This is a genomic window from Thalassospira lucentensis, from assembly GCF_050516545.1.
In the GTDB taxonomy this organism is placed as follows: Bacteria; Pseudomonadota; Alphaproteobacteria; order Rhodospirillales; family Thalassospiraceae; genus Thalassospira; species Thalassospira lucentensis_C.
Genome location: NZ_CP191544.1, coordinates 3,856,255 through 3,869,450, shown reverse-complemented (window position 1 = coordinate 3,869,450; position 13,196 = coordinate 3,856,255). Strand labels below are relative to the sequence as shown.

At 53.4% G+C, this 13,196-nt stretch carries 14 protein-coding genes; 3 read left to right on the top strand and 11 right to left on the bottom strand.

The window, feature by feature from the left end:
- Window positions 1-69 precede the first annotated feature (69 nt).
- From mnmE to ACQ0MK_RS17780, 3 genes are all read right to left on the bottom strand, one after another.
- Window positions 70-1,443, bottom strand: coding sequence for a tRNA uridine-5-carboxymethylaminomethyl(34) synthesis GTPase MnmE (gene mnmE / locus ACQ0MK_RS17790; RefSeq protein WP_430473736.1), 1,374 nt, complete (start codon window positions 1,441-1,443; stop codon window positions 70-72).
- 155 nt (window positions 1,444-1,598) lie between these two features.
- Entirely contained in the window at window positions 1,599-1,925 is a 327-nt protein-coding gene (locus ACQ0MK_RS17785; RefSeq protein WP_350045048.1) for a (2Fe-2S) ferredoxin domain-containing protein, read from the bottom strand.
- A 4-nt stretch (window positions 1,926-1,929) separates the two neighbouring features.
- Window positions 1,930-2,187 (bottom strand): DUF6489 family protein, encoded by a 258-nt coding sequence (locus ACQ0MK_RS17780; protein ID WP_430473735.1) that lies wholly within the window; start codon window positions 2,185-2,187, stop codon window positions 1,930-1,932.
- 323 nt (window positions 2,188-2,510) lie between these two features.
- On the opposite strand from ACQ0MK_RS17780, the gene ACQ0MK_RS17775 reads away from it, so the two are divergent.
- Entirely contained in the window at window positions 2,511-4,550 is a 2,040-nt protein-coding gene (locus ACQ0MK_RS17775) for a thioredoxin domain-containing protein (protein WP_430473734.1), read from the top strand.
- A gap of 50 nt (window positions 4,551-4,600) precedes the next feature.
- Window positions 4,601-5,089: a methylated-DNA--[protein]-cysteine S-methyltransferase gene (locus ACQ0MK_RS17770; RefSeq protein ID WP_430473733.1), complete on the top strand. Its 489-nt coding sequence runs from the start codon at window positions 4,601-4,603 to the stop codon at window positions 5,087-5,089.
- On the opposite strand, the gene ACQ0MK_RS17765 is transcribed toward ACQ0MK_RS17770, so the two are convergent.
- Window positions 5,084-5,479, bottom strand: coding sequence for a VOC family protein (locus ACQ0MK_RS17765; RefSeq protein WP_430473732.1), 396 nt, complete (start codon window positions 5,477-5,479; stop codon window positions 5,084-5,086). The genes ACQ0MK_RS17770 and ACQ0MK_RS17765 overlap by 6 nt on opposite strands.
- Window positions 5,480-5,759: 280 nt before the next feature.
- Here ACQ0MK_RS17765 and ACQ0MK_RS17760 point away from each other — a divergent pair, with 280 nt between their 5' ends.
- Window positions 5,760-6,734, top strand: a complete 975-nt coding sequence (locus tag ACQ0MK_RS17760) for a quinone oxidoreductase family protein (protein WP_430473731.1) — start codon at window positions 5,760-5,762, stop codon at window positions 6,732-6,734.
- Window positions 6,735-6,789: 55 nt separating this feature from the next.
- Here ACQ0MK_RS17760 and ACQ0MK_RS17755 read toward each other — a convergent pair whose 3' ends face one another.
- From ACQ0MK_RS17755 to ACQ0MK_RS17725, 7 genes are all read right to left on the bottom strand, one after another.
- On the bottom strand, window positions 6,790-7,344 hold the full coding sequence (locus ACQ0MK_RS17755) for an HD domain-containing protein (protein ID WP_430473730.1): 555 nt from the start codon (window positions 7,342-7,344) through the stop codon (window positions 6,790-6,792).
- A gap of 211 nt (window positions 7,345-7,555) precedes the next feature.
- The gene (gene rho / locus ACQ0MK_RS17750; RefSeq protein WP_350041078.1) at window positions 7,556-8,818 is read right to left on the bottom strand and encodes a transcription termination factor Rho; all 1,263 of its coding nucleotides are present in this window, start codon (window positions 8,816-8,818) and stop codon (window positions 7,556-7,558) included.
- A gap of 379 nt (window positions 8,819-9,197) precedes the next feature.
- The gene (locus tag ACQ0MK_RS17745) at window positions 9,198-9,557 is read right to left on the bottom strand and encodes a helix-turn-helix domain-containing protein (RefSeq protein ID WP_350045054.1); all 360 of its coding nucleotides are present in this window, start codon (window positions 9,555-9,557) and stop codon (window positions 9,198-9,200) included.
- Window positions 9,554-10,081: a Smr/MutS family protein gene (locus tag ACQ0MK_RS17740; protein WP_430473729.1), complete on the bottom strand. Its 528-nt coding sequence runs from the start codon at window positions 10,079-10,081 to the stop codon at window positions 9,554-9,556. Before ACQ0MK_RS17740 ends, ACQ0MK_RS17745 begins: the two co-directional genes overlap by 4 nt.
- 100 nt (window positions 10,082-10,181) lie before the next feature.
- Window positions 10,182-10,886: a LutC/YkgG family protein gene (locus ACQ0MK_RS17735; RefSeq protein ID WP_430473728.1), complete on the bottom strand. Its 705-nt coding sequence runs from the start codon at window positions 10,884-10,886 to the stop codon at window positions 10,182-10,184.
- On the bottom strand, window positions 10,883-12,319 hold the full coding sequence (locus ACQ0MK_RS17730) for a LutB/LldF family L-lactate oxidation iron-sulfur protein (RefSeq protein ID WP_430473727.1): 1,437 nt from the start codon (window positions 12,317-12,319) through the stop codon (window positions 10,883-10,885). Before ACQ0MK_RS17730 ends, ACQ0MK_RS17735 begins: the two co-directional genes overlap by 4 nt.
- Window positions 12,316-13,110, bottom strand: coding sequence for a (Fe-S)-binding protein (locus ACQ0MK_RS17725; RefSeq protein ID WP_430473726.1), 795 nt, complete (start codon window positions 13,108-13,110; stop codon window positions 12,316-12,318). The genes ACQ0MK_RS17730 and ACQ0MK_RS17725 overlap by 4 nt, the downstream gene beginning before the upstream one ends.
- Between the last annotated feature and the right edge of the window lie 86 nt (window positions 13,111-13,196).

Sequence of the window (13,196 nt, the reverse complement as noted above, 5' to 3'; positions counted from 1 at the left end):
ATAGGCTTATGCGGCCCATTGACGGGACAATGTTTCACGTGAAACATTTCTAGGGAACAGTCCCTGATCTTATTTGCCGATACAGAAGTCCCCGAAGATAATATCGAGCAAATCTTCCACATCGACACGTCCGGTAATCTTGCCAATTTCGCGCACTGCAAGGCGTACATCCTCGGCAGCGAGTTCAGCGATATCGGTCTGCATTCCGCGATCCAAATGGTCGCTGGCACTTTCAAGTGCCCGCCGGTGCCTGATACGCGTTAGGGGCACTGGCCCGGCAAAATCGAGCCCCTCTTTTACGCGAGTCTCCAGCAGTTGCAAGAGGGTTTCCATCCCAAGCCCGGTCATGGCCGATATGGTCAAAACGGGAAGCTCAAGACGATGTCCTTCAACCGAAGCGCCCTGCCAGACTTTGGGGATCGCCGTCCCATCGTCTTCATCGACCTTGTTGATCAGGATAAGAGTATTGGCATCAATCACCCGGGCGGCTTCGGGATCAATATTTGGCCAACCTTCCCGGTCAATCACAACCAGACGCAGATCGGCATTTTCCGCCCGTTCCGTCGCCCGGCGGACACCTTCGGATTCAATGGCATCAACGCTTTCGCGCAGGCCCGCCGTATCAACCATGGTCACCGGAAAACCGCCAAGATCAAGATGCACTTCAATCATGTCCCGCGTAGTCCCGGCGATCTCGGACACAATGGCGGCATCGCGCTGGGCCAGACGGTTGAGCAAGCTGGATTTACCGGCATTGGGCGCACCGAGAATAACAATCTGGAACCCTTCACGCAGGCGCTCCCCGCGGCGGTTATCAGCAAGATGGCGTTTAACGTCCTCATTCACCGCAACCAAGTCACCCCGCACGACCGGGACAATGCCATCAGGTAAATCTTCATCCGGGAAATCAATATCGGCCTCGATATGGGCCAATGCCTTCATCAGACGTGCCCGCCAGCCTTCATACAGGCTGCCGAGTTCACCGGCCATCTGGCGCACGGCTTGACGGCGCTGGGCGGCGGTTTCAGCATCAATCAGATCGGCAATACCTTCGGCCGAGGTCAGGTCCATCTTGCCGTTCTCGAACGCGCGGCGGGTATATTCGCCGGGATCAGCGACCCGCAAACCGTCCTGGCGCGACAGGCAATCCAGAACACCTTCAATCACCGCCCGCCCGCCATGGACATGCAATTCAACCACGTCTTCGCCGGTAAAGCTTGCCGGACCCCGGAAATAGATCGCCACCGCATCATCAAGCCGTTCACCCGAGTGCGGATCACGGATCGGCGCATAGACCGCATGGCGCGGCTTGGGCACGTCACCCCGGCCCAAAAGCGCACAGATCGTTGGCCCTGATAACGGCCCGGACAAGCGAATAACGGCGACCCCCGCACGCCCGGCCCCCGATGACAGGGCAAAGATGGTTTCTCGGCTTGCAATCATGTTTCGTCCGTCATTCTTGTGGTGGTAGACCAAGGTAATCCTGCGGTCTGGCAATAATGAAATTCTGTGCTGTCGATATCGTTCAGACCGACCCAAAGGTCAACATGCAGCTTCGTCCAAAACTGAAAACGGCCCCATTTTCGGGACCGTTCACATCATCCCTGATCGGGGGAAAGCTGTAATCTTTTAACCACCTGCCCGCCAAGCAAATGATCGGTCAGGATGGTGTCGATGTCTTCCATCGTTTCATAGCGATACCAGGTCCCTTCGGGATAGACCACCATCACCGGGCCCAACTCACACCGATCAAGGCATCCTGCGGTGTTAATCCGGGTCATCGGAAGACCAAGTTCCTTGGCCCGTATCTTCATATAATTGCGAAGCTTGGTCGCACCCTTGGACTGGCAACAGCCCCGCTCATGGCCGCTTGGGCGTTCGTTCTGGCAAACAAATACATGTGCCTGATAGTAATGGTCACTCACGAATTCAGTCCTTGTCGCCTTTGGGGCCGCCATTGGCGCCATTGAACTGGCCCCAGAACGCTTTTTGCAACTGTTCCCAATTCTGAATGCCTTGGGGCATCCAGGTATTGATCATGGTTTCCGGGTCCATCGCCGAAAGATTGGCTTTCATCCGGTCTTCAACCTCTTTCATCATTGCCTGCTGCATCGGCTGAACATCAGGTAGACCAAAGAAGGTACGCGCCTCTTCCGGGGTGCATTCGATGTTCACGGTTACTTTCATCGCCCTGATCTCCTGCTTTCTTTTCTGTTCTTCTATGTTTCTATGTGTTTGGCCGGTTCATTATGACGACGCCTGCGGGCATCTCAATCACAATAACGGTTTAAAGCACCATATTGGCCCGTAACCCGGCAATATCACGATTTTGCGACAAATAATTACAGCCATTTGCCTTTATGGATGATGGCGTTACCCTTAGAGTCCGTCAAACATTCTGGGCGCCATACATTTTTACAGGATCAGGGTCCGCATTGATCGTGTAATTGCCCACCCAAAACAATAAAGCAGCTCAGGCTTCACCGCCTAACGGGCAGCAAGGAAGTGACATGGAACGCGCACGCAACAATCTTGGTTCGGAAACCAGCCCCTATCTCCTGCAGCACCGCGACAACCCTGTGCACTGGCAGCCCTGGAGCACAGAGGTGCTGGCAGACGCCAAGGCCGCCAACAAGCCGATCCTGCTTTCGGTCGGGTATGCTGCGTGCCACTGGTGCCACGTCATGGCCCATGAAAGCTTTGAAGACGACGCCATGGCCGGGCTGATGAATGATCTGTTCATCAATATCAAGCTTGACCGTGAAGAACGGCCGGATTTGGATGCGCTTTATCAAAATGCCCTTGCCCTGCTCGGCCAACAGGGCGGCTGGCCGCTGACCATGTTTTTGACCCCTGATGGGGAACCGTTCTGGGGCGGGACATATTTCCCGAAAACCGCGCGCTATGGCCGACCGGGTTTTGATGATGTTCTTAAAACGGTTGCGAAAATCTATGCCGAAAAACCCGACGACGTACGCCATAACGTCACACAGATTTCAAATGCCCTGATTAAAATGAACAGTGCAGCAACCGGCTCTGTGCCAAGCCTTGATATGATTGATCGGTGTGGTCATGGCAGCCTGCAAATCATGGATGGTGAAAATGGCGGCACGTCCGGTGCGCCAAAGTTCCCACAGCCCAGTCTGCTGGCGCTGTTGTGGCGTACAGGTGTGCGGACCAACGACAATGATCTGCAACGCATCGTCAAGCACAGCCTTGATCGCATGTGTCAGGGCGGGATTTACGACCATCTTGGCGGCGGCTTTGCGCGATATGCGGTTGATGACCAATGGCTCGTCCCACATTTCGAAAAGATGCTCTATGACAATGCCCAGCTGATTGATGTTTTGTGCGATGTTTGGCGCGTTGATCCCAACCCGCTTTATGCCAAACGGGTTGAAGAAACCATCACCTGGATATTGCGCGAAATGCGCATTCCCGGTGGCGCCTTCACCGCAAGCCTTGATGCCGACAGCGAAGGCGTCGAAGGCAAGTTCTATGTCTGGTCCGAAGCCGAAATTGACGACCTTCTGGGCGATGATACGGATCTGTTCAAGAAATTCTATGACGTCTCAGCCAACGGTAATTGGGAAGGCAACACGATCCTGAACCGCACGGCGTCGGGTCTTGGTCTTACGGATGAGGCGACCGAGGAAAAACTGGCAAAGCTTCGCGCAATTTTGCTGACCCGACGGGCCCACCGCATTCGCCCGGGTTGGGATGACAAGGCCTTGACCGACTGGAACGCCATGACGATTGCCGCCTTTGCCGAAGCCGCCATGACGTTTAAACGCGCCGATTGGCTTGATTACGCCAAGCTGGCCTATAATTTCGTCACCAGCACGCTGATGGAAGGAAACAGGTTCCTGCACAGCTACCGCGATGGCAAGGCACAGCATGCCGGCATGTTAGAAGACTACGCCCACATGATCCGGGCGGCATTGCGCCTGTTTGAATGTTTTGGCGAGGATGCCTATCTGCGCGAGGCCATTGCATGGTCGGAAACCGCTGAAACCCTGTTTGCCGATCCGAAAGGCGGTTACTTCCAATCGGCATCGGATGCCAGTGATCTGATTGTCCGCCAAAAACCCCACATGGACAATGCAGTACCGTCGGGGAATGCGATCATGGCCCAGAATTTGGCAAAGCTTTATGCCCTGACCGGTGATACCAAATATCGGGACCGGGCGGAAATTACGATCGCAGCCTTTGGCGGACGGCTTGAAGAACAATTCCCCAATATGCCCGGCCTGCTACTGGCAGCAGAAATGCTGCAAAACCCGGTGCAGATCGTTTTGATCGCCAAAGACCGCAGCCAAAACTATCTTGAAATGCGTCGGGCGATCTTTGCGGCATATCTGCCCAACCGGGCGATTACCATTCTAACTGACGGTGATCCCCTGCCCGACAGCCACCCGGCCCACGGCAAAACCGCACTTGATGGCAAGGAAACCGCCTATGTCTGTCAGGGGCCGGTATGTTCCGCCCCGGTCACGTCCCCAAATGACCTTGCCAAATTGCTTGCCGATCTGCCCGCCAAGGCGGCATAAGGCAGAAATACTGTAACGCCACCCACATCATCGTTCGGAAAGATCCCAACATGCCGCAAATTTCGATCAACAGCCCAATTGGGGCTCTGACAATTTTCGAGTTCGATGATCAAATCGTTGCACTTGATTGGGGCTTTGTCGACGAGATGGAGCCAAGCCCGGTCTTGGAAGAGGCAAAAAAACAACTTAACGCCTATTTTTCCCACACTCTGAGCCGCTTTGACCTTCCTTTGGCGCCCGATGGTACCGATTTTCAAAAAGCCGTCTGGGAGGCCATGTGCAAGATCCCGGCAGGGCAAACCGCAACCTATAAGGACCTTGCCGCCGCCGCAGGATCGCCTAAGGCCTTCCAGTCTGTGGGAACAGCATGCGGCCTGAACCCGATCCCGATCATTATTCCCTGCCACCGCGTTCTGGCATCGGGTGACAAACCCGGTGGTTATTCCGGTCAAGGTGGGCTTGAGACCAAGCGCGCCCTGCTTAAAATCGAAGGTGTCGAACTTCCGCTTGAGACCGATCAGGGGACTTTACCGTTATAAATCAGGTTTATAGCACACGGCCTGTAATTTATTGCCATCGGGATCGCGGACATAGGCAGCATAGTAATTCGGGCCATAATGGGCGCGCAGTCCCGGTTTTCCTGCATCCATGCCGCCATGCGCCAAAGCAGCGGCATGAAAGGCATCCACCTGCTTGCGGGTATCGACGTTAAAAGCAACATGAGTGCCATTGCCCCAAGTCGCCGGACGTCCGTCTTCAGGGGTATAAATATAAATCGTTGGCATTTCACCATTGCGATCATAGGCCAATGGTTTTTCTGCGGGCTTGGGCAGGCGTTTAAAACCGATGGTCGCCAATGCTGCATCGTAAAAAACCGCCGCACGGGATTTATCGTTGGTTCCAAATGTGATGTGACTGATGATGGACACGAAACCACCCTCCTTTTATGGCCCGGAAATCATGGTGTTCACTCGCAAGCGAGATGGGGAATTGGAGCACGATTGCCCGCTTCGTGCCAGAAATAAGCATCAGACATCAAAACCACTTTCCCCACCGCCCGCTGGTCATCCCCTTAATCCCTGAATCGGCCCTGATCTGTAAAATTGCCCAACAGTTCGGCGTAATCCCCTGCTGCAAATCCTTGATATCTACCCTACACTGCGCCCATTGACGAAACAGGCGTTCAAAAACGCAAAATGGGAGGTCAGAATGACCAAAGCATTCCGCTTTCATGAAACCGGCGGCAGTAATGTACTGCGCTTTGAAGACCTAGAAGTCGGTCAACCGGGATCCGGTGAAGTCCGCCTTGCGCAAAAGGCCGTTGGCCTGAACTATATCGACATTTATTTCCGCTCCGGCGTTTATCCTGCCCCTGCCTTGCCATCGGGTCTTGGCCTTGAGGGTGCAGGCGTGATTGAAGCTGTTGGCGAAGGTGTCAGCGATCTGGCCGTTGGTGATCGGGTCGCCTATGCCGCACAGCCGCTTGGTGCCTATGCCGAAGCCCGCGTGATGCCGGCCAAGGGTCTGGTGAAAATCCCTGACGATGTCAGCTTTGAGCTTGCTGCAGCTGCAATGTTGCAGGGCATGACCGCACAATATCTTTTGCGTCGGACCTATAACGTCAAAAAAGGCGACACCATCCTGATCCATGCCGCGGCAGGTGGTGTTGGCCAGATTGTCTGTCAGTGGGCCAAACATCTGGGTGCAACCGTGATTGGTACCGTCGGGTCCAAGGAAAAGGCCGAAATCGCCAAGGCAAAGGGCTGCGATTACCCGATCTTGTATCGTGACGAGGTGGTCTCGGAACGCGTAAAAGAAATCACCGGCGGCCAGGGCGTTGAAGTTGTTTACGATTCTGTTGGTAAAGACACCTTTGATGACTCACTTAAATGCCTGAAACGTCTGGGCATGATGGTCAGTTTCGGACAGTCATCCGGTCCGGTACCGCCCGTCGCCCTGGCGCAGCTGGCACCGGGTGCCTATTTCCTGACCCGGCCAAGCATCTTCCACTATACCGCCACCCGTGAAGAGCTTCTGGCCACCGCAAATGATCTGTTTGACGTCCTGAAATCAGGTGCGGTCAAGATCGATATCACCGCGACCTATCCTTTGGCAGATGCCAAACAGGCGCATGAGGATCTTGAAGGCCGCAAAACAAACGGATCGATTGTCTTTACGGTCTGAATATCTCGCACGCTATTACGTTGATATTACATATATTTTTGAAGCAGAGGCAGGGTTAACCCCCTGCCTCTGCTTTTTGGTCTTCGTGGAAAGCACGCACATCGCGTGCAATCGCATCAAAGCGATCTGACAGCCCATCGCTGACTTCGCGGCAGGGGGCAACGACGGCCTCAGCCCAATCGACATAGGCCAGAATTTGTTCTTCGTCCCAACCAATCGGGGTGTCGGTCAGCATCGCACCAACATTGGCAACTTTATCGGCCAATCGCACAAGTTTGGCGGCAGCGGTAAGGTTCGGGGCACGTTCGACCTGTTTTGCCTTGCGCTCATCACGCGGCAATCCTTTGTCATCGCTGACTTCCTGAACGATATGGGCAACGACGTCGTTAAAGCAGGCAGCAATTTCATCGCGCGTCGCACCACAATCCTCGATCACGTCATGCAGGACCGCTGCACATAGAATGTCTTCGTGCGTTTGCGGTTCGCATTCGACAATCAGCCGGGAAACCTCAATCGGATGATTGATATAAGGTTCCTCGGCTGGTCCCTTGCGGCGCTGATCACGATGCGCACGGGCGGCAAAATCGACGGATTTAAGTAAAAGCTGCATTGAGCGCAAAACGGTAGTGAATGAAGACCATCAGAGTCACACGGCTTTTCGCCCGATTCAAGCTCTCATCCCTTATCAATCGGGATAATATACTAACTGACTGATATAAATACGGGTTTTCATATTCATCAGACAATAAAAAACGGGGCCCGTAAGGCCCCGTAATTCATCAGACTATTTCCCAAAACCGGCAAAATCCGCCGGGTTCCGGTTATCCATTCATTGAATCGAAGAAGTCGTCGTTGCTCTTGGTTGTTTTGAGCTTGCCCAAAAGGAATTCCATCGCGTCCTGTGGCCCCATCGGGTTGAGAATACGGCGCAGAACCCACATTTTCGACAGGACAGATTTGTCGACAAGCAGTTCTTCCTTACGGGTACCCGATTTAAGGATATCAATCGACGGGAAGATACGTTTGTCAGACAGTTTGCGATCCAGAATGAGCTCGGAGTTACCGGTCCCTTTGAATTCTTCAAAGATGACCTCGTCCATGCGCGAGCCGGTATCGATCAGGGCGGTTGCGATGATGGTCAACGAGCCGCCTTCTTCGATGTTACGGGCCGCACCAAAGAAACGTTTCGGACGCTGCAGCGCGTTGGCATCAACACCACCGGTCAACACCTTGCCCGAACTTGGAACAACCGTGTTATAGGCACGGGCCAAACGGGTGATAGAATCGAGCAGAATGACGACGTCATGCTTATGCTCGACAAGGCGTTTGGCCTTTTCAAGCACCATTTCAGTTACCTGAACGTGACGCTGTGCCGGTTCATCAAAGGTCGAACTAATCACCTCGCCTTTGACCGAACGGTCCATATCGGTCACTTCTTCCGGACGTTCATCAATCAGAAGAACGATCAGATAGGCTTCCGGATGGTTTTCTTCGATCGCGTGCGCAATATTTTGCAGCATCACGGTTTTACCCGTCCGCGGCGGTGCGACGATCAAAGCACGCTGACCTTTACCAAGCGGGGCAACAAGTTCAATCACCCGATTGGTGGTGTCCTTATTGCCTTCCTGATCAACATTCCGCTCCATCTTAAGCGGCTCGTCAGGGTAAAGCGGGGTCAGGTTATCGAAGTTAACGCGCTGGCGGACCTTTTCCGGCGCATCAAAGTTGACTTTGTCGACTTTGAGCAGCGCGAAATACCTCTCGCCTTCCTTCGGCGAGCGGATCTGGCCTTCCACCGTGTCACCGGTGCGCAAGCTAAAGCGGCGCACCTGACTTGGGGAAACATAAATGTCGTCCGGTCCGGCAAGATAGTTTGCCTCGGGACTACGCAAAAAGCCAAAGCCATCCGGCAGCACTTCAAGAACACCCAGACCAAAAATGGCGTGGTCGTTCTCGGCCAACTGTTTGAGAATGGCGAACATCAACTCCTGTTTGCGGAGCGTGCTGGCATTTTCGATTTCAAGCTCATCAGACAGAGCAAGCAGCTCGGTCGGAGATTTCTTTTTAAGGTCTTGAAGATGCATATGTGCGTTTAATGATCTGTGGTTGCCGGAAGGGCGAATTTTTGAATGGGATAGGATAGAAGGTGCGGTTGACCGTCAGGCAAGGCACTCAGGCAAATTGCTGGGGCGTGCGGACAGTTCAAAACCTTGTAGTTGCATAAAGGCAGGGCATTTTCATGCTTCTGGATCGAAACACATCCGATTGATACCCTCGATACTGACAATAGTCAAACCGTGATTCACGTAATGTCGCTATTTTGTTGCCTCTGGTGCACAAAAAACACGATCCTGTAACCAACTTGTGGTTCCAGGGTCATAAAACTTGTCAAAACCCCGCCCCGGAACAGTAAACTTGCTTAAGTTTGCACAGCCGTTCGAATATCCCTGCCCTATCCCCAGCCTAGGCATGGCGTTCTCTGATGATTTCGAGCATGCGCGAAAGCTGATCATCGCTGAGACCGGCAATCCGTTCAGATAAAAGATTGGCCAATTCGGTTGCTTCGGGCTCAAGCCCGGCGGTATCAACGGTAATTTTTGGATGAGAAAGCTGTGCCAACCGTTTGATATCGTCAACTTCATCCCAAACCAGATTAAAAAACCCGCAAATCTGTTGCACCAAGCCGGGGCTTGGCCGCCCGCGATGTCCATGCTCAAGGGCGGACAAATAAGCCGGAGACAATTGCAACGCCGTTGCCATATCGGTCAGCGTCACGTCGTTGCGGGCCCGTAATTCCCTGATGCGATTTCCAAAAGGTGTCACGGGCGTCTCCGTTTCAACAAAACATAAAAGGCCCCGGCACCGCCGTGCTGGATCTGGGCCTGATTAATCGCAAGAATCCGGGTGCGCAGGCGGGGTGCACTTAACCATTGCGGGGTACGTGATCGCAAAAGCCCCGTTCGGCCATATTCATCGGCGCGTGATCCCTTACCGGTAATCACCAAAACGCAGCGTTTCCCGGCCCGCCAGCTGTCTTCGATAAAGGCATTTAACGCATTATGCGCGACATCTTGCGTCATGCCATGCAAATCAATGCGCCCATCAATCGACATTTTGCCTTTTTGGAACTTGGTGGCCGTCGACCGGTCAATCCCGTCGGTTACACCGGGTTTAAGTTCTTCAAGACTGCGGTTTTTGATCTGTGGTCCGCGATCCGCATTACGCGCCGAGGGTAAATTACGTGCCGCACGGCTTTCTTCTGAGCGTTCAATGTTTTCCGACAATTTATCTGGCCATGAAATCGCCGTGTCGCTGGTGTGGGTGTCTTCGTCTTCAGGCACAAACATGGCATCGCCACCCTTGCGCCTTTTAGTGCGCAAAGGTTTGACGTCACGGGTGAAAACCTCCCACAGGGCCTTTTCATCCTCATTGACGGTACGGCGTCGCTTATTTGTTTTCTTTTGTGTCATCCACCAGAACGATATGCAGTCGGCGCGGACCATGTGCGCCAAGCTGTATCGTCTGTTCGATATCACCCGTTCGCGAAGGCCCGGTCACCCATAGGAATGTTCGCGGCATATTGCCGTGTCCTTCCTTTTCGCGCAACCGCGCCCATACTTCTTCATATGTCCCGACGATATCGCTGATCCGAAGGACGGCAATATGCGTATCTGGAAGCATGTTAAGGGTATAGGGCGTGCTTGCCCCGCTTCTTAACATCAAACTTCCGGTTTCCGCCACCCCGGCAAAACTTGACGTAACCGAAACCGCATCTTCAGCACCGGCAATTCCGGTGCTGACTTCAAGCGCCGTACCACTCCAGGGTAGTCCGGAAACTGCAGCATCGGGCGATGTTTTAACCCGTGCCGGCAAATTATGATCGGCGAGAAAACGGGCAACTTCGCGCGGAATATCACCATCACTGACAACCATACTGACCGTGGCATTGACACTTGTTGCCATCTTCTCAAACAGTTCAACCTGTTGATCATGGGCAAGTTGGGCGCGCATCGGCACAACCGGATTTGCTTTGGGCGACGCCAGACGTTCTGTCACTGACAAGGGTGCCGCTTCACCAGCTGACCGGCCAAGACTTTTGCGAATCCGCCCCAAAATAGCATCGCGAGAGGTTCTATTTGATGTCGTGCTCATTTCGAACCTCCTTTGGCCGATTGTTTTTCGGCCCAAAGCTGCTTGAAGGTTTTGCCTTCCGGTGCCGGAAAATCACGCATGTCTGTCCAACCACCAGCCAGTGGCAATTTGACAATACGTCCCTTGCCGCCTGACATCTTGTTTAAGACCCTTGATGCGATGGCGGTAAGTGCGCCGTAAAGCTTTGGTTTCGATGCAAGAAATGCCCACGTTTTGATACCGTAACGGAATGAAGCCGGGCTTAGATGTTTTTCAAACTCCCGTTCGCGCCAGTGCCGCATCATTTTGGGCAACGGAATCCGCATCGGGCAGACTTCTTCGCATTTTCCGCAGAAGGTGGATGCATTTGGAAGATGTCCTGCTTCATCGACACCAATCAAAGATGGCGAAAGCACGGAGCCCATCGGACCAGGATAAACCCAACCATAAGCATGTCCTCCCACCGCCCCGTAAACCGGGCAATGGTTCATACAGGCCGCACAGCGAATACAGCGCAGCATATCCTGAAATTCGGTGCCCAACATGTTGGAACGACCATTATCAAGCAGGATCACGTGATATTCTTCAGGCCCGTCAAGATCATCTGACCGACGCGGTCCGGTCGAAAATGTCGTGTAAGATGACATTTCCTGTCCTGTGGCCGAACGGGCCAGAACCCGCAGAATGCTTGTCGCATCTTCAAGGGTCGGGACCACCTTTTCCAGACTGGCAATTGCAATATGAACCCGTGACAAAGTCTGGGTCAGATCGCCATTGCCTTCATTGGTGACAATGACCGACGTGCCGGTTTCGGCAATCAGGAAGTTCGCACCGGTAATCCCGATATCGGCGGCAAAGAAATGCTCGCGCATGATCTCGCGGGCTTCATCAAGCAATTCGCGCGGTTCAACCAGTGATCTGTTGGGGTCGCGGCCCTTATGGGTTTCGCGGAAACTGTCTGCCACCTGTTCTTTATGAACATGGAGCGCCGGGGCAATGATATGACTTGGCGGCTCGTTGCGCAGCTGAATGATATATTCACCCAAATCTGTCTCGACGACCTTAAGGTCCTGTTTTTCAAGGAAGTCATTCAGGCCGATTTCCTCGGAAATCATCGACTTGCCCTTCAGAACCGATTTGGCGTCCTTGTCACGGCAGATTTTGGCAACCACTTCGCGGGCTTCTGCAGCATCCGCACACCAATGCACATGACCGCCATTGGCCTTGACGTTTTCTTCGAATTTCAAAAGGTAATGGTCAAGATTTTCAAGCGTGTGGTTTTTAATGTCACGGGCCTGATCTCGCAGGGCCTCAAATTCCGGCATGCGCAATACGGCATTGGTCCGATTAATCTGAAAACCGGATTTCAATCGGCCAAGGGCGCGCTGAAGGCTTTCATCACGCAGTGCGCCATGCACGTTTTCTTTGAATTTTGGCGATGTGGATACATTCATGACATGTCCGCCCCATCCTTGTTCGCACCCGAACCAGCGATTGGCGGTGCCGCCATGGTCATATCCGCCAGAACTTCTGCAACATGACGGACTTCAACATTTGATCCTTCACGTGCAAGTTTCCCGGCCATGTTCATCAGACAGCCAAGATCCCCGGCCAAAAGCGTTTTTGCCCCGGTCTGGGTGATATCGCGGGTTTTATCACCAACCATTTTGCCCGAGATTTCCGGATATTTGACGCAGAACGTTCCGCCAAACCCACAACAGGTTTCCGGCTCGGTCAGCTCAGAAATCTCAAGCCCTTGGATGGAATTTAACAATTTTCGTGGCTGTTCTTTGACACCCAGTTCGCGAAGGCCCGAACAACTGTCGTGATAGGTCACCTTGCCTTCAAACCGGGCCGGGACCGCATCGACCTTCATGACACCTGTCAGGAAGGATACCAGCTCATAGGTCTTGTCAGATAACGCCTGAACCTTGTCCGCCATCGCCGGATCATCAGCAAAGAGTTCGGGGAAATGCTTTTTGATCATGCCTGCACAAGACCCGCTTGGCGCAACGACATAATCATAATCGGCAAACATATCGATCAGGGGCCGGGCGACCTTGCGGGCGGATGCATTATCACCGGAATTAAACGCCGGTTGCCCGCAGCAGGTCTGATACATCGGAACATCAACGTCGCATCCGGCTTCTTCAAGCAGCTTAACAGCGGAAAACCCGACGGTCGGACGGAACATATCGACCAAGCAGGTAATAAAAAGACCAACGCGCGGTTTGGAAGGCGTCATGGCGTATCCTCTCTCGGGGCTTTTGGCCATGCACGGACGGGTTGGAGGTGCGGGAATCCGTTTGGCCAATATATCCTATAATTGGT

Bases quoted from the DNA above. Each gene is read 5' to 3' on its own strand.
- mnmE (WP_430473736.1), bottom strand. From the start codon at position 1,443: ATGATTGCAAGCCGAGAAACCATCTTTGCCCTGTCATCGGGGGCCGGG.
- ACQ0MK_RS17780 (WP_430473735.1), bottom strand. From the start codon at position 2,187: ATGAAAGTAACCGTGAACATCGAATGCACCCCGGAAGAGGCGCGTACC.
- ACQ0MK_RS17775 (WP_430473734.1), top strand. From the start codon at position 2,511: ATGGAACGCGCACGCAACAATCTTGGTTCGGAAACCAGCCCCTATCTC.
- ACQ0MK_RS17770 (WP_430473733.1), top strand. From the start codon at position 4,601: ATGCCGCAAATTTCGATCAACAGCCCAATTGGGGCTCTGACAATTTTC.
- ACQ0MK_RS17760 (WP_430473731.1), top strand. From the start codon at position 5,760: ATGACCAAAGCATTCCGCTTTCATGAAACCGGCGGCAGTAATGTACTG.
- ACQ0MK_RS17755 (WP_430473730.1), bottom strand. From the start codon at position 7,344: ATGCAGCTTTTACTTAAATCCGTCGATTTTGCCGCCCGTGCGCATCGT.
- rho (WP_350041078.1), bottom strand. From the start codon at position 8,818: ATGCATCTTCAAGACCTTAAAAAGAAATCTCCGACCGAGCTGCTTGCT.
- ACQ0MK_RS17740 (WP_430473729.1), bottom strand. From the start codon at position 10,081: ATGTTTGTGCCTGAAGACGAAGACACCCACACCAGCGACACGGCGATT.
- ACQ0MK_RS17735 (WP_430473728.1), bottom strand. From the start codon at position 10,886: ATGAGCACGACATCAAATAGAACCTCTCGCGATGCTATTTTGGGGCGG.
- ACQ0MK_RS17730 (WP_430473727.1), bottom strand. From the start codon at position 12,319: ATGAATGTATCCACATCGCCAAAATTCAAAGAAAACGTGCATGGCGCA.
- ACQ0MK_RS17725 (WP_430473726.1), bottom strand. From the start codon at position 13,110: ATGACGCCTTCCAAACCGCGCGTTGGTCTTTTTATTACCTGCTTGGTC.